Below are 22,048 nucleotides of genomic sequence, written 5' to 3'. Positions count from 1 at the left end.
GCCTTCACTCCCGGTGGTCGTGGGTCTGGGTGATACGGCCTTGTTCCACGTGGAACAAAGCGACTGGCGTTTCCGTCTGCCAGCCTTCCCTCAATAATTCATGGTCTACACAGGTGATAAACACTTGGCAGCGTAAGTCTTCTAACAAGCGACAAAGCGCGCGGCGATGATGCTCGTCCAGTTCAGACGGCAAATCGTCCACCAGATAAATACATTGGCCGCGCCGTGCCTGGCTGACCAAATGGCCTTGAGCAATGCGCAGAGCGCAGACCACTAACTTCTGCTGGCCACGAGATAAAATTTCAGCGGCATTATGAGCGCCCAATCTAAGGCGCAAATCAGCTCGTTGCGGTCCGGCCTGGGTATGCCCCATTTGCTGGTCGCGGTGTAGGGAAGACGCGAGCACTGTACTCAGCTCTTTCTCCTTGTCCCAACCGCGGTAATAGCTCAGGGTTAAACCTTCAAGTTCAACCAACTCGCTCAAGGTTTTTTCAAAAACTGGCTTTAGAGCCTTGATGTAGGCTCGACGATATTCATCGATGTCAGCGCTGGCCAGGCATAACTCCCGGTCCCAAGCCGCTTGTGAAGCGACGTCAAGTGTACCATGCCGCAGCCATGAGTTCCGCTGCCGCAGGGCCTTCTGCAAGCGTTGCCACGTCGACATAAAGCGAGGTTCCACGTGGAACACTCCCCAATCGAGGAACTGACGTCGGATCTTGGGAGCACCTTCAAGGAGTCGAAAGCTGTCGGGGTTAATCAGTTGCAGAGGTAACGCTTCAGCCAGCTGTGCTGCACTTCGCGCATTCTGCCCGTCGATACGGATCTGAAACTCCCCCTGGCGATCCCGCGACACACCCAGACTGCTGTGCCCACCTTGAGCGAGTTCAACCTGACCAAAAACCGTGCAGGCGGGTTGCTCGTACTGAATCACGGGCAGCAATCGTGCGCTGCGAAATGAGCGAGCAAGACCGAGCAAATAAATGGCTTCCAGTACACTGGTTTTGCCACTGCCATTCGCGCCGTGAAGGATATTTATGCGGGGGGAAGGGGAGAGCGTCACCGGGTGCAAATTGCGCACCCCGGTGACAGAGACGCGGCTGAGGGACATCTAGGCTCTGCTGGACATTGGGAGTTACAGACGCATCGGCATAACGACGTAAGCGGAATCATCGTTATCCGATTCCTGCACCAGCGCGCTGCTGTTGGAGTCAGACAAAATCAGACGCACTTGCTCAGTTGTCATCACGCCCAACACGTCGAGCAGATAACTCACGTTGAAACCAATTTCCAGTGGGCCGCCGTTGTAATCGACGCCGACTTCTTCTTCTGCCTCTTCCTGCTCAGGGTTGTTCGCCTGAATCTTCAATTGACCATTGGCCAACTGCAAACGGATACCACGATACTTTTCGTTGGACAGAATCGCCGTGCGGCTGAACGCTTCACGCAATGCCTGACGATCACCCAATACCAACTTATCGCCACCTTTAGGCAGAACGCGTTCGTAATCAGGGAACTTGCCATCGACCAGTTTCGAGGTGAAGGTGAACTCGCCTGTGGTAGCACGGATATGATGCTGGCCCAGGACGATGCTCACAATCCCATCCTGCTCAGTCAGCAGTCGCGCCAGTTCAAGGATGCCCTTACGCGGCACGATCACTTGATGACGATCAACTTGCTCGATCTCGGCCGTCATGGAGCACATTGCCAGACGGTGACCATCAGTTGCGACGGCACGTAGCACGCCAGCGTGCACTTCGAGCAACATACCGTTGAGGTAATAACGAACGTCCTGCTGCGCCATGGCGAAGCTGGTGCGCTCGATCAAACGGCGCAACTTGCTCTGCACCAGATTGAACGTCAGCGACCCAGGACCTTCTTCCACTGTTGGGAAGTCATTGGCAGGCAATGTGGACAAAGTAAAACGGCTGCGTCCCGCTTTTACCACCAATTTCTGCTCATCGACTTTGATATCGATCAACGCATCATTGGGCAGACTTTTGCAAATATCCATGAGTTTGCGCGCAGGAACAGTGATCTCGCCTGGCTCGGCGGGCTCTTCCAACTGAACACGGCCTACCAGCTCGACTTCCAAGTCGGTACCCGTCAGCGATAACTGCTGGCCTTCTACAACCAATAGCACGTTGGATAACACTGGCAAGGTCTGTCGGCGTTCAACGACGCCGGCGACCAGTTGCAGAGGTTTCAACAAGGCTTCGCGTTGAATGGTGAAGTGCATGGTCTAGTCCCTTGCCTTAATAAGCTGCGCTGGTGTCATCAGGTCGTGAGTGTCCGCAGCAGGTTCTTGTAGTCCTCGCGAATATCCGCGTCGGATTCCTTAAGCTCGTTGATTTTTCGGCATGCATGCAAAACGGTCGTATGGTCGCGTCCGCCAAACACATCGCCAATCTCAGGCAAGCTGTGGTTGGTCAATTCTTTGGACAACGCCATCGCGACTTGTCGAGGACGTGCAACCGAACGTGAGCGTCGTTTGGAAAGCAGGTCAGAAATTTTGATCTTGTAGTACTCAGCCACGGTGCGCTGAATGTTATCCACACTGACCAATTTGTCTTGCAACGCCAACAAATCTTTCAGCGATTCACGAATCAATTCGATCGTGATATCGCGTCCCATAAAGTGCGAGTGAGCGATCACCCGCTTCAGGGCACCTTCGAGCTCTCGTACGTTGGAACGAATACGTTGCGCAATGAAAAAGGCAGCGTCATGGGGCAGTTCAACTTTCGCCTGATCCGCTTTTTTCATCAAGATTGCCACGCGGGTCTCAAGCTCCGGTGGCTCAACGGCCACCGTCAACCCCCAGCCAAACCGAGATTTCAACCGTTCTTCAAGGCCTTCAATTTCTTTCGGGTAACGGTCGCTGGTCAAGATGACCTGCTGACCACCTTCAAGCAAGGCGTTGAACGTATGGAAAAACTCTTCCTGGGAACGCTCTTTGCGGGCGAAAAATTGAATGTCATCGATCAGCAACGCATCAACTGAACGATAAAAACGCTTGAACTCGTTGATGGCATTGAGCTGCAGCGCTTTCACCATGTCAGCCACAAAGCGCTCCGAATGCAGGTACACAACCTTGGCATTCGGGTTCTTCTTTAATAGATGGTTACCCACAGCATGCATCAAGTGGGTTTTACCCAGACCCACCCCACCATAAAGGAACAATGGGTTGTAACCATGCTTAGGGTTATCCGCAACCTGCCAGGCCGCCGCGCGGGCCAGCTGGTTGGATTTACCCTCGACGAAATTCTCGAAGGTAAAGGTCCGGTTCAAGTAGCTGGTGTGCTTGAGTGCGCCCTCGACCTGAACGGTACGCTGCTCGGCACGCGCCGGCGCCAGCTGAGAGCTAGCGCCAGCCATGGGGTCAAAGCTCGCACGCGAAGGCTCATCGCTGACCGCAATCGTTTGGCTAGGCGCTGGCGAAGAGGTCTGCTGAACCGGCAACGCGGCAACCTGATTGACCGTAACAGCATGGGACGCCGCAGCAGCCAATGGTGCATTGGGAGCTGCACGCGGAGCAGAGCTGCGTTTGCTGCCTATTAATAAGGAAAGCGCAGGCGCGAGTCCTTGCCCATGCTCACCGAGCAGTTCAAGCAAGCGCCCCAGGTATTTTTCGTTGACCCAATCGAGAACGAAACGGTTCGGTGCATAGACACGCAACTCGTCGCCTTCGGCTTCGACCTGTAGCGGACGGATCCAAGTGTTGAATTGCTGGGCAGGCAGCTCATCGCGCAAAAGCTCCACGCACTGCTGCCAAAGTTCCACTGACACGGATATCCCCTAAGTTGAAAGCCGGTGAGGCAAAAACAGCCGCCATTGTAACGATCAGCGCCCGACTTATCCACATGTAGGTTGCTCTGAGATCACGATGAATCAAGGCCTTATCCAGAAATTACGCGACCAACGGCGTGCGCATAAGCTCTGTGGATAAGCGTGCTTCAGCCCATTGCATAAGTCAGGTCTGAACTCTGTGGATAACCTGCCTGTGGATAAGAGGCCATTCCATGCACAGCTTATCCGACAGTGCAGCACAGGTAGAGCACCGTTTCTCAACCGTATTATCATCCTCTGTACACATTGATTTTAAAGGGCTAGAGGCGGTTATCCACAGAAGATGCCTTCCCTAGCTTTTATAAGCATTACAAAAGAGCTTTAAATACTTTCCTTCTTTATTTCTATATTTGATCACAGGGTAGGTCCTGGTTTCTCAGACAAAAACGGCACGCCTGAGAAAAAGGCTGTTGAGAAGTAAATGAAGGAAACGCTGGTTGGAAATTGACCTAGAGGCTTGCTTTCTCTAGAATCCCCGGTCTCTTAAAACGGGGGCCATTCCGGCCCGTTGTGGACGAACCAGGTAACACGCCATGAAACGTACTTTCCAACCCAGCACCATCAAGCGCGCTCGCACTCACGGTTTCCGTGCTCGCATGGCCACCAAAAACGGTCGTGCAGTCCTGTCGCGTCGTCGCGCCAAGGGCCGTAAGCGTTTGGCAGTTTGATAACTCGGCACAGGTGGTGAGTCGAGACTTCAGTCGGGAAAAGCGTCTTCTGACACCCCGACACTTCAAGGCAGTCTTTGACTCCCCCACCGGCAAGGTTCCGGGGAAAAATCTCTTGCTCCTTGCGCGCAACAACGACTTGGATCACCCCCGTTTGGGGTTAGTGATCGGTAAGAAGAGCGTAAAGCTCTCCGTTGAGCGCAATCGCTTGAAACGCCTAATGCGCGAGTCCTTTCGCCTGCACCAAGATGATTTGGTCGGCTGGGATATCGTAATCGTCGCGCGCAAAGGTTTGGGTGAGATAGAAAACCCCGAATTGATTCAGCATTTCGGCAAACTCTGGAAACGTTTGGCACGCAGCCGACCAGCTCCAGAAGTTAAAACCGAAACTGTAGGGGTAGACAGTCCAGATGCGTAAACTGGCACTCGTTCCGATCCAGTTCTATCGCTATGCCATTAGCCCGCTAATGGCCAGCCACTGTCGTTTCTACCCCAGTTGTTCCTGCTACGCGTATGAAGCCATCGAAAATCATGGCCTTCTACGCGGTGGCTGGCTGGCCTTTCGTCGTTTAGGTCGCTGTCATCCGTGGAATGCCGGTGGTTTTGACCCGGTTCCACCCGTTCCTACCTCCCGTTCCTCTTCGATGGCCGAGTAATCATGGATATAAAACGCACGATCCTGATCGTCGCCCTGGCAATCGTGACTTATGCCGGGGTCCTGAAATGGAACCAGGACTATGGTCAGGCTGCCCTGCCGACTCAGAGTGTTGCTGCCAGTACCACCGCTTCGGGTATACCGGATACGGCGACTGGTTCGAATGCTTCTGCAAGTGCCGATGTTCCGAGCGCCAACACTGACGCCGCTGCTCCGACTGAAACACAAGTCGCCATCAGTAAAGATCTCATCCAGGTAAAAACGGATGTGCTCAATCTGGAGATCGACCCGGTAGGTGGTGATGTCGCACAGTTGCGGTTGCCCCTTTATCCACGACGCCAAGACCATCCGGAGATTGCGTTCCAGCTGTTCGATAACGGCGGCGAGCGGACTTATCTGGCACAAAGCGGGCTGACAGGTACCAACGGTCCGGATGCTCGTGCATCAGGTCGGCCTGTTTACACCAGCGTACAAAAGACTTATCAACTGGCCGATGGTCAGAATGAACTGGTCGTTGACCTGAAGTTCACAGATGCCGGCGTCAATTACATCAAGCGCTTTACCTTCAAGCGCGGCCTGTACGATCTGGGTGTCACCTACCTGATCGACAACCAGAGCGGTCAGCCATGGGCTGGTAATCTGTTTGCACAACTCAAGCGTGACTCGAGTGGCGATCCGTCTTCGACCACCGCGACCGGTACGGCGACTTATTTGGGCGCCGCATTGGGTACACCTGCTGAACCCTACAAAAAAGTGTCGATGAAAGACATCGACAAAGCCGCGCTAAAAGAAACCGTTCAAGGTGGCTGGGTAGCCTGGTTGCAGCACTACTTCGTGACTGCCTGGATTCCGAACAAGAACGACAGCAATGTCATGCAGACGCGTAAAGACAGCCAAGGCAACTACATCATCGGCTTCACTGGCCCTGTTTTGACCGTTGCTAGCGGTGCAACCGCTCAAACCAGTGCCACTCTGTACGCGGGTCCAAAAAGCCAAGCGGTGCTCAAAGAGTTATCCCCAGGTCTGGAACTGACTGTCGATTACGGCATTCTCTGGTTCATTGCCCAACCGATCTTCTGGCTGCTGCAACATATCCACAGCCTGGTCAGTAACTGGGGTTTCTCAATTATCCTGCTGACCATGCTGATCAAAGGGATTTTCTTCCCTCTGTCGGCAGCCAGCTACAAATCCATGGCCCGCATGCGTGCCGTCGCACCGAAACTCGCGGCGTTGAAAGAACAGCATGGCGATGACCGGCAGAAAATGTCGCAAGCTATGATGGAGCTGTACAAGAAAGAGAAGATCAACCCGTTGGGTGGTTGCTTGCCGATTCTTGTGCAAATGCCGGTCTTCCTCTCGCTGTACTGGGTTCTCCTGGAAAGCGTGGAAATGCGTCAGGCTCCATTCATGCTTTGGATCACTGACCTTTCGATCAAGGATCCATTCTTCATCCTGCCTATCGTCATGGGCGCGACGATGTTTATCCAGCAGCGTCTGAACCCGACTCCGCCGGACCCGATGCAAGCAAAAGTAATGAAGCTGATGCCAATCATCTTCACCTTCTTCTTCCTCTGGTTCCCTGCAGGTCTAGTGCTGTACTGGGTAGTCAACAACTGCCTGTCGATCTCGCAGCAGTGGTACATCACACGTAAGATCGAAGCCGCTACCAAGAAAGCGGAAGCTTGATCTAACCTGTTAGTAAGTCATGCAAAGCGCCCCCTCGTGGGGCGTTTTGCTATCCGCTATTTGCCTAGAGAGCCTGGCCATGAACGTCCCTCGTGAAACCATAGCTGCGATTGCAACCGCCCAAGGCCGAGGTGGTGTGGGCATCGTGCGCATATCGGGCCCATTGGCAAGCAGTGCAGCGCAAGCAATCATCGGTCGTGAGCCAACACCGCGTTATGCCCATTACGGCCCGTTCAGCGATGAGACGGGGCAGGTGATCGATGAAGGCATTGCTCTGTATTTTCCTGGTCCGAACTCATTCACTGGCGAAGACGTGCTCGAACTTCAGGGACACGGCGGTCCCATCGTGCTGGATATGTTGCTGCAGCGCTGCCTGCAATTGGGCAGCCGGCTAGCTCGACCTGGGGAATTCAGCGAACGCGCGTTTCTCAATGACAAGCTCGATCTGGCGCAGGCTGAAGCGATAGCAGACTTGATCGAAGCCAGTTCCGCTCAAGCGGCACGTAATGCGCTGCGTTCTTTGCAAGGCGCCTTTTCCCGGCGTGTGGATAACTTGACGGAAAAACTGATCAATCTGCGGATCTATGTCGAGGCTGCTATCGACTTCCCCGAAGAGGAAATCGACTTTCTTGCCGATGGCCATGTGTTGAGCATGCTCGATTCGGTGCGCGAAGAGTTATCCACAGTCTTGCGTGAGGCCGGGCAAGGTGCGCTGCTGCGTGACGGCATGACGGTCGTTATTGCGGGCAGACCCAACGCTGGCAAATCGAGCTTGTTGAACGCGTTGGCCGGCAGAGAAGCAGCCATTGTTACCGAGATAGCGGGAACTACCCGGGATATCTTGCGCGAACATATCCACATCGATGGCATGCCGTTGCATGTGGTCGATACAGCCGGGTTGCGTGATACCGACGACAAGGTCGAGAAAATTGGCGTGGAACGGGCGTTAAAGGCGATTGGTGAGGCTGATAGGGTCTTGCTGGTCGTGGATGCGACTGCACCTGAAGCGAATGACCCGTTTGCCTTATGGCCTGAGTTTCTTGAACAGCGGCCAGATCCGGCGAAGGTCACGCTGATTCGTAACAAAGCTGACTTGAGCGGTGATCCCGTCATCCTGGAGCGCAACATCGATGGCCACGTGACGATCAGCCTGAGCGCAATGGCCGCTGGTGAAGGTCTGGAACTGCTGCGCAACCATTTAAAAGAGTGCATGGGCTACGAGCAAACCTCTGAAAGCAGCTTCAGCGCTCGCAGGCGACATCTGGAAGCATTACGTCATGCCAGCACGTCGCTTGAGCACGGCCGTGCTCAATTGACCCTTGCCGGTGCCGGTGAGCTCCTCGCTGAAGATTTGCGTCAGGCACAACAGGCCCTGGGCGAGATTACTGGCGCTTTCAGCTCAGACGACCTGCTGGGGCGAATTTTTTCCAGTTTCTGTATCGGTAAATAACACTCCCTGCTTCACAGGAATGCGCTTGCCCGCGATAGCTGTGTACTGACACCACGCATCAAAGGATCGCTGGCAAGCCCGTTCCAACAACCAACCCCGCCGCTCATTTATCCAACTGAACAGAAATACTCTGGCCTCGGTTGCCTACCTGTACCTTTTTTTTAACAAGCAGCCTGCTTTTTTGTGGATTAAGCCCTGTGAATAACTGCCCCTCAGCTCGGTTGATAAGTAGGCCTAAAAACAGAGGATAAAGCGCCCTGTGGACAAGTACCTGTTTAATCCACAGGCTTAAACCACTTATCCAAGGGCCTCACAGGCACATGACCACAGACTTTTGAATCGCTGTACATATTGAATATAAAGGCCTGTAAGATTTTATCCACAGAAATGTAGCTCAGTAGAAATAAACATAAAAACAAAGATTTATAAATTTCTTTCTTTTTAATTTCTATATCTGCCAGTCATCCACAGCTGGTTAAATTTTGTGCACGAAGGTTCCTTCGTGGGGGGGAAGTCCCTATACTTGCCGACTGCCCTGATTTCCCATTCCTATTTCTCAAGAGCAGGCACGAGGTGCGTGGTGCAATTCCCTTCCCGTTTTGAAGTGATCGTCATCGGCGGCGGTCATGCCGGTACCGAGGCCGCACTGGCGTCGGCACGCATGGGTGCCAAAACCCTGCTGCTCACGCACAACGTGGAAACCCTCGGCCAGATGAGCTGCAACCCCGCAATTGGCGGCATCGGCAAAAGCCACTTGGTCAAGGAAATCGATGCCCTTGGCGGCGCCATGGCGATTGCCACCGACAAAGGCGGCATCCAGTTCCGTGTGTTGAACAGCCGTAAAGGTCCAGCCGTTCGCGCTACTCGCGCTCAAGCCGACCGCGTGCTGTACAAGGCGGCTGTTCGCGAAATCCTCGAGAATCAGCCCAACCTGTGGATATTTCAGCAAGCCTGCGATGACCTGATCGTTGAACAAGATCAAGTTCACGGTGTAGTGACACAGATGGGTCTGCGTTTCCTGGCCGACTCGGTTGTTTTGACGACAGGGACCTTTCTCGGTGGACTTATCCACATCGGGATGCAGAACTATTCCGGTGGGCGTGCGGGCGATCCGCCATCAATTGCCTTGGCTCAACGGTTACGTGAGTTACCGTTACGGGTAGGTCGCTTGAAAACCGGTACGCCGCCACGCATCGATGGCCGTTCGGTGGATTTCTCGGTGATGACCGAGCAACCAGGCGATACGCCTATTCCCGTCATGTCGTTCATGGGGTCCAAAGAGCAGCATCCTGCGCAAGTCAGCTGCTGGATCACCCATACCAACGCCCGGACGCATGAAATCATCGCGGCCAACCTTGATCGCTCGCCCATGTATTCCGGGGTGATCGAGGGTATTGGTCCACGTTATTGCCCATCGATTGAAGATAAGATTCACCGCTTTGCCGACAAGGAAAGTCATCAGGTCTTCATCGAACCCGAAGGACTGACCACCCACGAGCTCTATCCGAACGGCATCTCCACTTCACTGCCTTTCGATGTTCAGTTGCAGATCGTGCGGTCTATTCGCGGGATGGAAAACGCCCATATCGTTCGTCCTGGCTACGCCATCGAATACGATTATTTCGATCCTCGTGATTTGAAATACAGTCTGGAAACGAAAGTAATTGGCGGCCTGTTTTTCGCAGGGCAGATCAACGGTACGACAGGCTACGAAGAAGCCGCTGCCCAAGGTTTGCTTGCGGGTGCCAATGCCGCACTCCGCGCCCAAGGCAAAGACAGCTGGTGCCCGCGGCGCGACGAGGCGTACATCGGTGTACTGGTCGACGACCTGATTACCTTGGGAACGCAAGAACCCTATCGGATGTTCACGTCTCGAGCCGAATACCGGTTGATCCTGCGTGAAGACAACGCTGACTTGCGCCTGACCGAGAAAGGCCGTGAGCTGGGACTGGTCGACGATGCGCGTTGGGCGGCTTTCTGCACCAAACGTGAAAGCATCGAGCTGGAAGAACAGCGCCTGAAAAGCACGTGGGTACGTCCCGGCACTGAGCAGGGAGATGCTATCTCCGCGCATTTCGGCACGCCGCTGACCCACGAATACAATTTGCTCAACCTGCTGACACGTCCGGAAATCGATTACGCCAGTCTGGTAGCGATTACCGGTGATGGGTGTAGCGATCCACAGGTCGCCGAGCAGGTTGAAATCAAGACCAAATACGCCGGTTATATCGACCGTCAGCAGGACGAAATCGCCCGGCTGCGCGCCAGCGAAGACACCAAATTGCCAGAAGACATCGACTACGTTGGTATTTCCGGCCTGTCGAAGGAAATCCAGAGCAAGCTGGGGATAACTCGTCCGGAGACCCTCGGGCAGGCCTCGCGGATTCCTGGCGTCACCCCGGCGGCGATCTCGCTGTTGATGATCCATTTGAAAAAACGCGGCGCGGGCCGTCAGTTGGAGCAAAGCGCTTGAGTTCTATGGTCACCCCGCAACATGCCGAAGAGTTATCCCGAGGTACCCAGCAACTCGGTGTCGACTTGAGCGACAGCCAACACAGCCAGTTACTGGCTTATCTGGCGCTGTTGATCAAGTGGAACAAGGCTTACAACCTCACGGCTGTACGCGACCCGGATGAAATGGTCTCGCGGCATTTGCTCGACAGCCTCAGCGTAGTGCCCTTCATCGCCGGCGATCGCTGGCTTGATGTAGGCAGCGGTGGCGGAATGCCCGGTATTCCGTTGGCGATCCTATTTCCTGAAATGAAAGTCACAGTGCTCGACAGCAACGGCAAAAAAACCCGTTTTTTGACTCAAGTGAAACTCGAGCTGAAGCTGGATAACCTGGAAGTTATCCACAGCCGTGTGGAAGCGTTCAAACCTGAGCTACCCTTCACCGGAATCGTTTCCCGAGCGTTCAGCAGTCTGGAAGACTTTACTGAGTGGACCCGGCACCTGGGCGACACGGATACGCGATGGTTGGCGATGAAAGGGCTGCATCCCGCCGATGAGCTGGTAGCATTGCCGACAGATTTTCACCTCGATAGCGCACAAGCCTTGACCGTTCCAGGTTGCCAGGGCCAACGTCATCTGCTGATACTGCGCCGCACGGCATGATTGGGAACACAAGCAAGAATGGCTAAGGTATTCGCGATAGCGAACCAAAAAGGTGGTGTGGGTAAAACCACCACCTGTATCAACCTCGCAGCGTCACTGGTCGCGACCAAGCGCCGTGTGTTGTTGATCGATCTCGACCCGCAGGGCAACGCCACGATGGGCAGCGGTGTGGATAAACACGCGCTTGAGTATTCGGTTTATGACCTACTGATCGGCGAATGCGATCTGGCCCAGGCCATGCAGTTCTCCGAACACGGCGGGTATCAGTTGCTGCCAGCCAACCGTGATCTGACGGCGGCCGAAGTGGTTCTGCTGGACATGCAGTTGAAGGAAAGTCGTCTGCGCAACGCTCTGGCGCCTATTCGCGAGAATTACGATTACATCCTCATCGACTGTCCTCCGTCGTTGTCGATGCTTACCTTGAACGCTCTGGTTGCCGCTGACGGGGTCATTATCCCCATGCAGTGTGAGTACTTTGCGCTCGAAGGGCTGAGCGACCTTGTGGATAACATCAAGCGCATCGCCGAGCTGCTCAACCCGCAGCTAAAGATCGAAGGCTTGCTGCGCACCATGTACGACCCGCGACTGAGTTTGATCAACGATGTTTCCGATCAGCTCAAAGAGCATTTCGGGGAACAGCTCTACGACACGGTCATCCCACGTAATATCCGTCTGGCTGAAGCACCGAGTTTTGGCATGCCGGCGCTGACGTATGACAAAACATCGCGTGGCGCCTTGGCCTACCTTGCCTTGGCTGGTGAGATGGTTCGCCGTCAACGTCGCAACTCGCGCACCGCTCAGGCAAATTAAGGAATCCGCATGGCCGTTAAGAAACGAGGTCTCGGACGTGGGCTGGACGCGCTCCTAAGCAGTCCGACCGTCAGTGCGCTGGAAGAACAGGCTGTTCAGGCCGATCAACGTGAACTGCAGCATTTGCCACTGGACCTGATCCAGCGCGGTAAATACCAGCCACGCCGCGACATGGACCCCCAGGCGCTTGAAGAGCTTGCTCTGTCGATCAAAGCCCAAGGCGTCATGCAGCCAATCGTGGTGCGTCCGATTGCCGACAAGCGCTTTGAAATCATTGCAGGTGAACGTCGCTGGCGTGCCGCCCAGCAGGCAGGGCTGGAAACTATTCCAGCCATGGTCCGCGATGTGCCCGATGAAACGGCTATCGCCATGGCATTGATCGAGAACATTCAGCGCGAAGACCTCAATCCTGTCGAGGAGGCGGTCGCTTTACAGCGTCTCCAGCAGGAATTCCAACTAACTCAGCAGCAAGTCGCGGATGCGGTGGGTAAGTCGCGCGTTACTGTGGCCAACCTGCTGCGTTTGATTTCTTTGCCTGAAGTCATCAAAACCATGCTGTCCCACGGCGACCTGGAAATGGGCCATGCGCGTGCATTGCTCGGTTTGCCCGAAGAACAGCAGGTTGAAGGGGCGCGACATGTTGTCGCACGCGGCCTTACTGTGCGCCAGACTGAAGCATTGGTTCGCCAGTGGTTGAGTGGCAAACCAGCCTCTGCCGGGTCCTCTGAACCGGTCAAATCCGACCCCGATATTAGTCGCCTGGAACAGCGCCTGGCCGAGCGCCTAGGCTCTGCGGTGCAGATTCGCCACGGTCAGAAGGGAAAAGGACAGTTAGTGATTCGCTATAATTCACTGGATGAGTTGCAGGGTGTCCTTGCTCACATTCGCTGAAACAATTGCTTTGTAGCGTGTAGTCGGAAATCACTACCTAACAGTTGAATAGGGGGTAAAGCGCCCCTATACTCTGCGCGCATTTTGTCGGCACAAATGATGCCAAGTTATTGATTTTGGCGGCCGGCATTCGAGGAGCAGTTGTGATGGAAAGCCGCACGCAAAACCGCCTGCCGTTCCATCGCTTGGCGGTTTTTCCGGTACTGCTGGCTCAATGTGTAGTCCTGCTGCTGGCAGCTTTGGCGCTGTGGCAGTGGCACGGAGTCGTAGCTGGGTACTCAGGCCTTTGCGGAGGTTTGATAGCTTGGCTGCCCAATTTGTATTTTGCTCATAAGGCGTTCCGGTTTTCCGGTGCTAGAGCAGCGCAAGCCATAGTCCGGTCTTTTTATGCCGGCGAGGCTGGCAAACTGATTTTGACGGCAGCGTTTTTTGCGCTGACCTTTGTAGGTGTGAAGCCACTGGCGCCGCTGGCTGTATTCGGCGTGTTCATGTTGACCCAGTCGGTCAGCTGGTTTGCTCCCCTGCTTATGAGAACAAGACTTTCGAGACCTTAGGGCGTTTGAGGCAACCATGGCAGCAGAAACCGCTTCGGGCTATATCCAGCACCACTTGCAGAACCTGACCTTTGGTCAATTGCCAACCGGCGGTTGGGGCTTTGCCCACTCCGCAGCTCAAGCCAAAGACATGGGCTTCTGGGCTTTCCACGTCGATACCCTCGGCTGGTCGGTAGCATTGGGTTTGATCTTCGTATTGATTTTCCGCATGGCGGCTAAAAAGGCGACCTCTGGTCAGCCGGGCGCCCTGCAGAACTTCGTCGAGGTCCTGGTGGAATTCGTTGATGGCAGCGTAAAAGACAGTTTCCACGGTCGTAGCCCTGTCATTGCGCCATTGGCACTGACCATTTTCGTCTGGGTGTTCATGATGAACGCCGTCGACCTTGTACCGGTCGACTGGATTCCGAAACTGGCTGTCCTGATCACTGGCGACTCGCACATTCCGTTCCGTGCGGTATCGACGACAGATCCTAACGCGACCCTGGGCATGGCCTTGTCGGTGTTCGCGCTGATCATTTTTTACAGCATCAAGATCAAGGGCATCGGCGGTTTCGTCGGCGAAATGACCCTGCACCCATTCGGCAGCAAGAACATTTTTGTTCAGGCGTTGTTGATTCCGGTGAACTTCCTGCTTGAATTCGTGACGCTGATTGCCAAACCAATTTCGTTGGCACTGCGACTGTTCGGCAACATGTACGCTGGCGAGCTGGTCTTCATCCTGATCGCGGTTATGTTCGGCAGCGGTCTGCTCTGGCTCAGTGGCCTGGGTGTTGTGCTGCAATGGGCGTGGGCAGTTTTCCACATCCTGATCATCACCCTGCAAGCGTTCATCTTCATGATGCTGACCATCGTCTACCTTTCGATGGCTCACGAAGAGAACCATTAAGACTCGCCTGGCGTGTCTGATGACCCTCTTGCGTTGGTGAGAGGGTGCCCGGAAGGGCTGCTGTAAAAACGATTTTGCTTTACCGCTTTAATCTAAAAACCTAACCAATACGACGTAAAAGTCGGGAGGAAAGATGGAAACTGTAGTTGGTCTAACCGCTATCGCTGTTGCACTGTTGATCGGCCTGGGCGCACTGGGTACCGCAATTGGTTTCGGCCTGTTGGGCGGTAAATTCCTGGAAGGCGCAGCTCGCCAACCAGAGATGGTCCCAATGCTTCAAGTTAAAATGTTCATCGTCGCTGGTCTGCTCGACGCCGTGACCATGATCGGTGTTGGTATCGCTCTGTTCTTCACCTTTGCGAACCCCTTCGTTGGTCAACTGGCTCACTAATTACTCGGTTTTTCGAGTTGAGCAAGTGTGATGGACAACGAACGAGCGAGGTGTTGGCGTGAACATTAATGCAACCCTGATTGGCCAGTCCGTTGCGTTCTTCATTTTTGTACTGTTCTGCATGAAGTTCGTATGGCCTCCGGTCATCGCGGCTTTGCACGAACGTCAGAAGAAGATCGCGGATGGATTGGACGCTGCTAGCCGAGCAACTCGTGACCTGGAGTTGGCCCAAGATAAAGTGGGTCAGCAACTGCGCGATGCTAAAGCTCAGGCAGCTGAAATCATTGAGCAAGCAAAGAAACGCGGTAATCAGATTATCGATGAAGCCCGTGAACAGGCTGTTGTCGAAGCTGACCGTGTGAAGGCTCAGGCTCGGACCGAGATCGAGCAGGAACTGAACGGCGTCAAAGACGCGCTACGCGCCCAATTGGGCAGCCTGGCAGTCAACGGTGCCGAGAAGATCCTGGGTGCCACAATCGATCAAAACGCGCACGCGGAGCTGGTTAATAAACTGGCTGCTGAAATTTAAGCGAGGGCGATCATGGCAGAACTGACCACGTTGGCCCGACCTTACGCTAAGGCAGCCTTTGAGCACGCCCAGGCCCACCAGCAACTGGCCAATTGGTCAGCCATGCTCGGCTTGGCTGCAGCTGTGTCGCAAAACGACACAATGCAGCGCGTACTCAAGGCCCCGCGACTGACGAGCGCAGATAAGGCCACCACTTTTATCGAAGTGTGTGGCGACAAGTTTGATGTAAAAGTACAGAACTTCATTCATATCGTTGCCGAAAACGACCGTCTCCCGCTATTGCCGGAGATCGCCGCACTGTTCGACCTGTACAAGGCTGAGCAGGAAAAATCGGTTGATGTGGACGTCACCAGTGCTTTTGCATTGAACGAAGAACAGCAAGACAAACTCGCCAAGGTTCTCAGTGCACGGCTCGGCCGGGAAGTGCGCCTGCACGCTGCGGAGGATGCCACCCTTATAGGTGGTGTCATCATCCGCGCCGGCGACCTGGTTATCGATGGCTCAGTTCGTGGCAAACTCGCGCAACTGGCCGAAGCATTGAAATCTTGAGTTTGAAGGGGCAGCAGAGCAATGCAGCAACTCAATCCTTCCGAAATAAGTGAAATTATCAAGGGTCGCATCGACAAGCTCGATGTAACCTCCCAAGCCCGTAACGAAGGCACTGTCGTCAGCGTATCTGACGGCATCGTGCGGATTCACGGTCTGGCCGACGTCATGTACGGCGAGATGATCGAGTTTCCGGGCGGCGTCTTCGGTATGGCGCTTAACCTTGAGCAAGACTCTGTAGGTGCTGTGGTATTGGGCGCTTACACGACTCTGGCTGAAGGCATGAGCGCCAAGTGCACAGGCCGCATCCTCGAAGTTCCGGTTGGTCCGGAACTGCTGGGTCGCGTAGTCGACGCACTGGGTAACCCAGTTGACGGCAAAGGCCCTCTGAACAACGTCCTCACCGACGCTGTCGAGAAGGTTGCTCCGGGTGTGATCTGGCGTAAGTCGGTAGATCAGCCTGTGCAGACTGGCTACAAGGCTGTAGATGCCATGATCCCTGTCGGCCGTGGCCAGCGCGAGCTGATCATCGGCGACCGTCAGATCGGTAAAACCGCTCTGGCGATCGATGCGATCATCAATCAGAAAAACAGCGGCATCTTCTGCGTCTACGTGGCAATTGGTCAGAAACAATCGACCATCGCCAACGTGGTTCGCAAACTCGAAGAGAACGGCGCGTTGGCTAACACCATCGTCGTTGCTGCCAGTGCTTCCGAATCTGCTGCGTTGCAGTTCCTTGCTCCGTACTCCGGCTGCACCATGGGCGAATACTTCCGTGACCGCGGTGAAGACGCGCTGATCGTTTATGACGATCTGTCCAAGCAAGCAGTGGCTTACCGCCAGATTTCCCTGCTGCTTCGTCGTCCACCAGGCCGTGAAGCTTACCCAGGTGACGTGTTCTATCTCCACTCCCGTCTGTTGGAACGCGCATCGCGTGTTTCCGTAGAATACGTAGAGAAGTTCACTAACGGTGCAGTAACCGGCAAAACCGGTTCCTTGACCGCACTGCCGATCATCGAAACCCAGGCTGGCGACGTTTCCGCGTTCGTTCCGACCAACGTGATTTCGATCACCGACGGTCAGATCTTCCTGGAATCGGCCATGTTCAACTCCGGGATTCGTCCTGCTGTGAACGCCGGTGTTTCGGTATCCCGTGTGGGTGGTGCCGCTCAGACCAAGATCATCAAGAAGCTTTCCGGTGGTATCCGTACCGCTCTGGCTCAGTACCGTGAATTGGCGGCATTCGCCCAGTTCGCTTCTGACCTGGACGAAGCCACTCGCAAGCAGCTTGAGCATGGTCAGCGCGTTACCGAGCTGATGAAGCAAAAGCAATACGCGCCGATGTCTATCGCTGATATGTCGTTGTCCCTGTATGCCGCTGAACGTGGCTTCCTGGTGGACATCGAGATTCCAAAAATCGGCAGCTTCGAGCAGGCTCTGATTGCTTACTTCAACCGCGATCTCGCCGATTTGATGGCGAAGATCAACGTGAAGGGTGACTTCAATGACGAAATCGACGCTGGCCTCAAAGCCGGTATCGAGAAGTTCAAGGCCACCCAAACCTGGTAAGCCGCAGCGGGGGCCGAGAGGCTCCCGCTTGCTAACCTGATAGGTGTTACATGGCAGGCGCAAAAGAGATTCGCAGTAAGATTGCGAGCATCAAAAGCACGCAAAAGATCACCAGCGCCATGGAAAAAGTGGCGGTCAGCAAAATGCGCAAGGCTCAAATGCGTATGTCCGCTAGCCGTCCTTACGCGGAGCGCATCCGCCAGGTAATCGGACATCTGGCCAACGCCAACCCGGAATACCGCCACCCGTTCATGATCGATCGCGAAGTAAAGCGTGTTGGTTATGTCGTTGTGAGCAGTGACCGTGGTCTGTGTGGCGGCTTGAATACCAACCTGTTCAAGGCTTTGGTCAAGGACATGGCGGTAAACCGTGAAAACGGCGTAGAGATCGATCTGTGCGTGGTCGGCAGCAAAGGTGCGGCATTCTTCCGCAACTTCGGCGGTAACGTCGTCGCTGCGATCAGCCACTTGGGCGAAGAGCCGTCGATCAATGACTTGATCGGCAGCGTCAAGGTGATGCTGGATGCCTATCTGGATGGCCGTATTGATCGCCTGTCCGTGGTATCCAACAAGTTCATCAACACCATGACGCAACAGCCAGCGGTGGAGCAGTTGATTCCGCTGGTGGCAACCCCGGATCAAGGACTCAAGCACCACTGGGACTATCTCTACGAACCCGACGCCAAAGAGCTGCTTGACGGCCTGATGGTGCGCTACGTGGAGTCGCAGGTGTACCAGGCGGTGGTCGAGAACAGCGCAGCTGAACAAGCCGCGCGGATGATCGCAATGAAGAACGCCACTGATAACGCCGGTGATTTGATCAGCGATTTGCAACTGGTCTACAACAAGGCGCGTCAGGCTGCGATCACCCAAGAGATCTCGGAAATCGTCGGCGGCGCTGCCGCGGTTTAACGGTTCAAATATTCAGAGGATCCAGCTAATGAGTAGCGGACGTATCGTTCAAATCATCGGCGCCGTGATCGACGTGGAATTCCCACGCGAAAACGTACCGAGCATCTACAACGCGCTGTTGGTACAAAGCGCGGCCGGGACCACCCTTGAAGTTCAGCAGCAGCTGGGCGACGGCGTGGTCCGCACCATTGCGATGGGTTCCACCGAAGGCTTGAAGCGCGGTCTGGAAGTCAAAGACACTGGCGCAGCCATCTCCGTACCTGTCGGTAAAGCGACCTTGGGCCGGATCATGGACGTTCTGGGCAACCCGATCGACGAAGCTGGCCCGATCGACACCGAAGAGCGCTGGGGCATTCACCGTCCTGCGCCAACCTTCGCGGAACAGGCAGGCGGCAACGACCTGCTGGAAACCGGCATCAAGGTTATCGACCTGATCTGCCCGTTCGCCAAAGGCGGTAAAGTCGGTTTGTTCGGTGGTGCCGGTGTAGGCAAAACCGTAAACATGATGGAACTGATCCGTAACATCGCCATGGAACACAGCGGTTATTCCGTGTTCGCTGGTGTGGGCGAGCGTACCCGTGAGGGTAACGACTTTTACCACGAGATGAAGGACTCCAGCGTTCTCGACAAAGTGGCGCTGGTATACGGTCAGATGAACGAGCCGCCGGGTAACCGTCTGCGCGTAGCACTGACCGGCCTGACCATGGCCGAGAAGTTCCGTGACGAAGGTAACGACGTTCTGTTGTTCGTCGACAATATCTATCGTTACACCCTGGCCGGTACTGAAGTATCCGCACTGCTGGGCCGTATGCCTTCCGCAGTAGGTTACCAGCCGACTCTGGCTGAAGAGATGGGCACGCTGCAAGAGCGCATCACTTCCACCAAAAACGGTTCGATCACCTCGATCCAAGCGGTATACGTACCTGCGGATGACTTGACTGACCCGTCGCCTGCGACCACCTTCGCCCACTTGGACGCCACCGTCGTACTGTCCCGTGACATCGCCTCTCTGGGTATCTACCCAGCGGTCGATCCACTGGACTCGACTTCGCGCCAGCTGGACCCGAACGTTATCGGCCAGGATCACTACGACACCGCTCGTGGCGTTCAGTACGTGTTGCAGCGTTACAAAGAACTGAAGGACATCATTGCGATCCTGGGTATGGACGAGCTGTCGGAAGTCGACAAGCAGTTGGTAAACCGTGCTCGTAAGATCCAGCGCTTCTTGTCGCAGCCGTTCTTCGTGGCTGAAGTCTTCACCGGTGCATCGGGTAAATACGTTTCCCTGAAAGACACCATTGCTGGCTTCAAAGGCATCCTCAACGGTGACTACGACCACCTGCCAGAACAAGCGTTCTACATGGTAGGCGGCATCGAAGAAGCGATCGAGAAAGCCAAAAAACTGTAATCCCGGCGCCCGGCAACGGGCGCTAATCAGGTTGAGGCAAGCAAATGGCTATGACAGTCCATTGCGATATCGTTAGCGCGGAAGGAGAAATTTTCTCCGGTCTGGTCGAGATGGTGATTGCGCACGGCAACCTGGGTGATATTGGTATCGCTCCAGGCCACGCGCCGCTGATCACTGATCTGAAGCCAGGTCCGATCCGCTTGATCAAACAGGGCGGGGAAGCTGAGGTGTACTACATCTCAGGCGGTTTCCTCGAGGTTCAGCCGAACATGGTCAAGGTACTTGCCGACACCGTGCAACGTGCTGCCGACCTGGACGAAGCCTCCGCTCAGCTGGCTGTTAAGGCTGCTGAGAAGGCGCTGCATGAAAGAGGCGCAGATTTCGATTATGGCTCTGCGGCCGCACGTCTGGCCGAGGCTGCAGCTCAGCTGCGCACGATTCAGCAAATTCGCAAAAAGTTTGGCGGTTAATCCCGTCTGCTTTCTGCGCGATTGAGAAAAAGGGTAGCCTCGGCTACCCTTTTTCTTTTTTTGAAAATCACCCCTGGTCACAGCCGCTGACCACCCAGGATTGGTAGCCAGTCATGTCACTCGATATCGTTATTCTCGCCGCAGGCCAGGGCACTCGCATGCGTTCCGCGCTGCCCAAGGTGCTTCATCCGGTGGCCGGGGATTCCATGCTCGGCCATGTTATCCACAGCGCCCGTCAACTTAATCCACAGAGCATCCATGTGGTGATCGGTCACGGCGCCGATATCGTTCGTGAACGTTTGGCCGCAGATGACTTGAACTTTATTTTGCAGGATAAGCAGCTGGGCACCGGCCACGCCGTTGCTCAGGCGCTGCCTGAGTTGACTGCCGAGAACGTTCTGATCCTGTATGGCGACGTACCGTTGATCGAAGTAGAAACCTTGCAACGCCTGCTGAAAAAGGTCAGCGCCGAGCAGTTGGGCTTGCTGACGGTCAATCTTGCCGATCCCACTGGCTATGGTCGCATCGTGCGTGATGAACAACAGCGAGTCAGTGCCATCATCGAGCATAAGGATGCGACCGAGGCGCAGAAAGCCATCACTGAAGGCAATACCGGTATTCTCGCGGTGCCTGGCAAGCGACTGGCAGACTGGCTGGGTCGCCTGTCGAATAACAATGCGCAGGGCGAGTATTACCTGACCGACGTCATTGCCATGGCCGTGAACGATGGCCTGGTGGTTGCCACTGAGCAGCCTCTGGATGCCATGGAAGTCCAGGGTGCTAATGATCGCAAGCAACTGGCCGAGCTGGAGCGTCATTACCAGCAACGGGAGGCTCGGCGGCTCATGTCTCTGGGGGTGACCTTGCGCGATCCCGCACGTTTCGACGTGCGAGGCGACGTCAGCGTGGGTCGCGACGTTCTGATTGATATCAATGTGATCCTCGAAGGGCGTGTCGTCATCGAAGACGATGTGGTCATTGGCCCGAATTGTGTGATCAAAAACAGCACCCTGCGCAAAGGCTCGATCATCAAAGCCAACAGCCATATCGATGGGGCAGTCTTGGGGGAGGACAGCGATGTCGGTCCGTTTGCTCGTCTTCGCCCAGGCAGCGTGCTGGATGCGCGCGCGCATGTGGGTAACTTTGTCGAGCTGAAGAACGCGCATTTGGGTGAAGCCGCGAAGGTCGGGCATTTGACTTACCTTGGCGATGCCGAAGTCGGGGCGCGAACCAACATCGGCGCTGGCACCATTACCTGCAACTACGACGGCGCGAACAAACACAGGACCGTGTTGGGGGAGGACGTATTCATAGGTTCCAATAACTCCTTGGTTGCACCTGTGGATATCTCATCCGGCGCCACCACGGCGGCGGGCTCCACCATCACTCAAGACGTTGCTGAAAAACAGTTGGCAATCGGCCGTGCACGTCAGCGCAATATTGATGGGTGGAAGCGACCGGTAAAAATCAAATAACCCTGTAGGAGCTGGCTTGTTTGCTAAGGCCGCAACTCGGTGTGCCTGAAGGACCACCTTGCCTGGTTCGCAGATAAGCCAGCGCTTACAGTTATCCACAGGTGAAATGTTATCCACTGTATTTTTCAGCTTGACGGAAATACGCTAATAGGTTTTGATTGCTTTCGTTTTCTTTCGAATCGAAACTTAAGC

At 55.0% G+C, this 22,048-nt stretch carries 22 protein-coding genes; 19 read left to right on the top strand and 3 right to left on the bottom strand.

What is annotated here, in order from left to right:
• Positions 1-4: 4 nt before the first annotated feature.
• Genes recF through dnaA form a run of 3 tightly spaced genes read right to left on the bottom strand, consistent with a single transcriptional unit; the run spans position 5 to position 3,783 of the window.
• Positions 5-1,108: a DNA replication/repair protein RecF gene (gene recF / locus RHM55_RS14945; protein ID WP_219063378.1), complete on the bottom strand. Its 1,104-nt coding sequence runs from the start codon at positions 1,106-1,108 to the stop codon at positions 5-7.
• A gap of 24 nt (positions 1,109-1,132) precedes the next feature.
• Positions 1,133-2,236 carry a DNA polymerase III subunit beta gene (gene dnaN, locus RHM55_RS14940; protein ID WP_322177116.1) on the bottom strand — a complete coding sequence of 368 codons (1,104 nt, stop codon included), beginning with the start codon at positions 2,234-2,236 and terminating at the stop codon, positions 1,133-1,135.
• Between the two features lie 38 nt (positions 2,237-2,274).
• Positions 2,275-3,783: a chromosomal replication initiator protein DnaA gene (gene dnaA, locus RHM55_RS14935; RefSeq protein WP_322177115.1), complete on the bottom strand. Its 1,509-nt coding sequence runs from the start codon at positions 3,781-3,783 to the stop codon at positions 2,275-2,277.
• A 593-nt stretch (positions 3,784-4,376) separates the two neighbouring features.
• Here dnaA and rpmH point away from each other — a divergent pair.
• The 19 genes from rpmH to glmU all read left to right on the top strand — a co-directional run bounded on the left by rpmH (position 4,377) and on the right by glmU (position 21,856).
• Positions 4,377-4,511 (top strand): 50S ribosomal protein L34, encoded by a 135-nt coding sequence (gene rpmH / locus RHM55_RS14930; protein WP_002551315.1) that lies wholly within the window; start codon positions 4,377-4,379, stop codon positions 4,509-4,511.
• 16 nt (positions 4,512-4,527) lie between these two features.
• The gene (gene rnpA / locus RHM55_RS14925) at positions 4,528-4,929 is read left to right on the top strand and encodes a ribonuclease P protein component (RefSeq protein ID WP_322177114.1); all 402 of its coding nucleotides are present in this window, start codon (positions 4,528-4,530) and stop codon (positions 4,927-4,929) included.
• Positions 4,922-5,167 (top strand): membrane protein insertion efficiency factor YidD, encoded by a 246-nt coding sequence (gene yidD / locus RHM55_RS14920; RefSeq protein WP_219063382.1) that lies wholly within the window; start codon positions 4,922-4,924, stop codon positions 5,165-5,167. The genes rnpA and yidD overlap by 8 nt, the downstream gene beginning before the upstream one ends.
• A gap of 2 nt (positions 5,168-5,169) precedes the next feature.
• Positions 5,170-6,852, top strand: a complete 1,683-nt coding sequence (gene yidC / locus RHM55_RS14915) for a membrane protein insertase YidC (protein WP_322177113.1) — start codon at positions 5,170-5,172, stop codon at positions 6,850-6,852.
• A gap of 79 nt (positions 6,853-6,931) precedes the next feature.
• The gene (gene mnmE, locus RHM55_RS14910; protein WP_322177112.1) at positions 6,932-8,302 is read left to right on the top strand and encodes a tRNA uridine-5-carboxymethylaminomethyl(34) synthesis GTPase MnmE; all 1,371 of its coding nucleotides are present in this window, start codon (positions 6,932-6,934) and stop codon (positions 8,300-8,302) included.
• 580 nt (positions 8,303-8,882) lie between these two features.
• Positions 8,883-10,775 carry a tRNA uridine-5-carboxymethylaminomethyl(34) synthesis enzyme MnmG gene (gene mnmG, locus RHM55_RS14905; RefSeq protein WP_322177111.1) on the top strand — a complete coding sequence of 631 codons (1,893 nt, stop codon included), beginning with the start codon at positions 8,883-8,885 and terminating at the stop codon, positions 10,773-10,775.
• A gap of 5 nt (positions 10,776-10,780) precedes the next feature.
• The gene (gene rsmG / locus RHM55_RS14900) at positions 10,781-11,416 is read left to right on the top strand and encodes a 16S rRNA (guanine(527)-N(7))-methyltransferase RsmG (protein ID WP_322182961.1); all 636 of its coding nucleotides are present in this window, start codon (positions 10,781-10,783) and stop codon (positions 11,414-11,416) included.
• An 18-nt stretch (positions 11,417-11,434) separates the two neighbouring features.
• Entirely contained in the window at positions 11,435-12,226 is a 792-nt protein-coding gene (locus RHM55_RS14895; protein WP_219063386.1) for a ParA family protein, read from the top strand.
• 9 nt (positions 12,227-12,235) lie between these two features.
• Entirely contained in the window at positions 12,236-13,117 is an 882-nt protein-coding gene (locus tag RHM55_RS14890; protein ID WP_322177110.1) for a ParB/RepB/Spo0J family partition protein, read from the top strand.
• A 146-nt stretch (positions 13,118-13,263) separates the two neighbouring features.
• A complete protein-coding gene (locus tag RHM55_RS14885) occupies positions 13,264-13,671 on the top strand; it encodes a F0F1 ATP synthase subunit I (protein ID WP_219063388.1) in 408 nt (135 codons plus the stop codon).
• 16 nt (positions 13,672-13,687) lie between these two features.
• Positions 13,688-14,557 (top strand): F0F1 ATP synthase subunit A, encoded by an 870-nt coding sequence (gene atpB, locus RHM55_RS14880; protein WP_322177109.1) that lies wholly within the window; start codon positions 13,688-13,690, stop codon positions 14,555-14,557.
• Positions 14,558-14,690: 133 nt separating this feature from the next.
• A complete protein-coding gene (atpE, locus tag RHM55_RS14875; protein ID WP_019694395.1) occupies positions 14,691-14,948 on the top strand; it encodes a F0F1 ATP synthase subunit C in 258 nt (85 codons plus the stop codon).
• 58 nt (positions 14,949-15,006) lie between these two features.
• Entirely contained in the window at positions 15,007-15,477 is a 471-nt protein-coding gene (locus tag RHM55_RS14870; RefSeq protein ID WP_322177108.1) for a F0F1 ATP synthase subunit B, read from the top strand.
• 12 nt (positions 15,478-15,489) lie between these two features.
• Complete coding sequence (locus RHM55_RS14865; protein ID WP_322177107.1) at positions 15,490-16,026, top strand: F0F1 ATP synthase subunit delta; 537 nt, start codon at positions 15,490-15,492, stop codon at positions 16,024-16,026.
• A 21-nt stretch (positions 16,027-16,047) separates the two neighbouring features.
• Positions 16,048-17,592, top strand: a complete 1,545-nt coding sequence (atpA, locus tag RHM55_RS14860) for a F0F1 ATP synthase subunit alpha (RefSeq protein WP_322177106.1) — start codon at positions 16,048-16,050, stop codon at positions 17,590-17,592.
• A gap of 50 nt (positions 17,593-17,642) precedes the next feature.
• Positions 17,643-18,503, top strand: a complete 861-nt coding sequence (atpG, locus tag RHM55_RS14855) for a F0F1 ATP synthase subunit gamma (RefSeq protein WP_322177105.1) — start codon at positions 17,643-17,645, stop codon at positions 18,501-18,503.
• A 28-nt stretch (positions 18,504-18,531) separates the two neighbouring features.
• Complete coding sequence (gene atpD, locus RHM55_RS14850; protein ID WP_322177104.1) at positions 18,532-19,911, top strand: F0F1 ATP synthase subunit beta; 1,380 nt, start codon at positions 18,532-18,534, stop codon at positions 19,909-19,911.
• Positions 19,912-19,955: 44 nt separating this feature from the next.
• On the top strand, positions 19,956-20,381 hold the full coding sequence (locus RHM55_RS14845; protein WP_219063395.1) for a F0F1 ATP synthase subunit epsilon: 426 nt from the start codon (positions 19,956-19,958) through the stop codon (positions 20,379-20,381).
• 113 nt (positions 20,382-20,494) lie between these two features.
• Positions 20,495-21,856 (top strand): bifunctional UDP-N-acetylglucosamine diphosphorylase/glucosamine-1-phosphate N-acetyltransferase GlmU, encoded by a 1,362-nt coding sequence (gene glmU / locus RHM55_RS14840; RefSeq protein WP_322177103.1) that lies wholly within the window; start codon positions 20,495-20,497, stop codon positions 21,854-21,856.
• Positions 21,857-22,048: the final 192 nt, after the last annotated feature.

Origin of the sequence: Pseudomonas sp. MH9.2, assembly GCF_034353875.1 — a bacterium.
Lineage (GTDB): Bacteria > Pseudomonadota > Gammaproteobacteria > Pseudomonadales > Pseudomonadaceae > Aquipseudomonas.
Note: the sequence above shows the minus strand (reverse complement) of the source record. Positions and strands in the feature narration are given on the sequence as shown.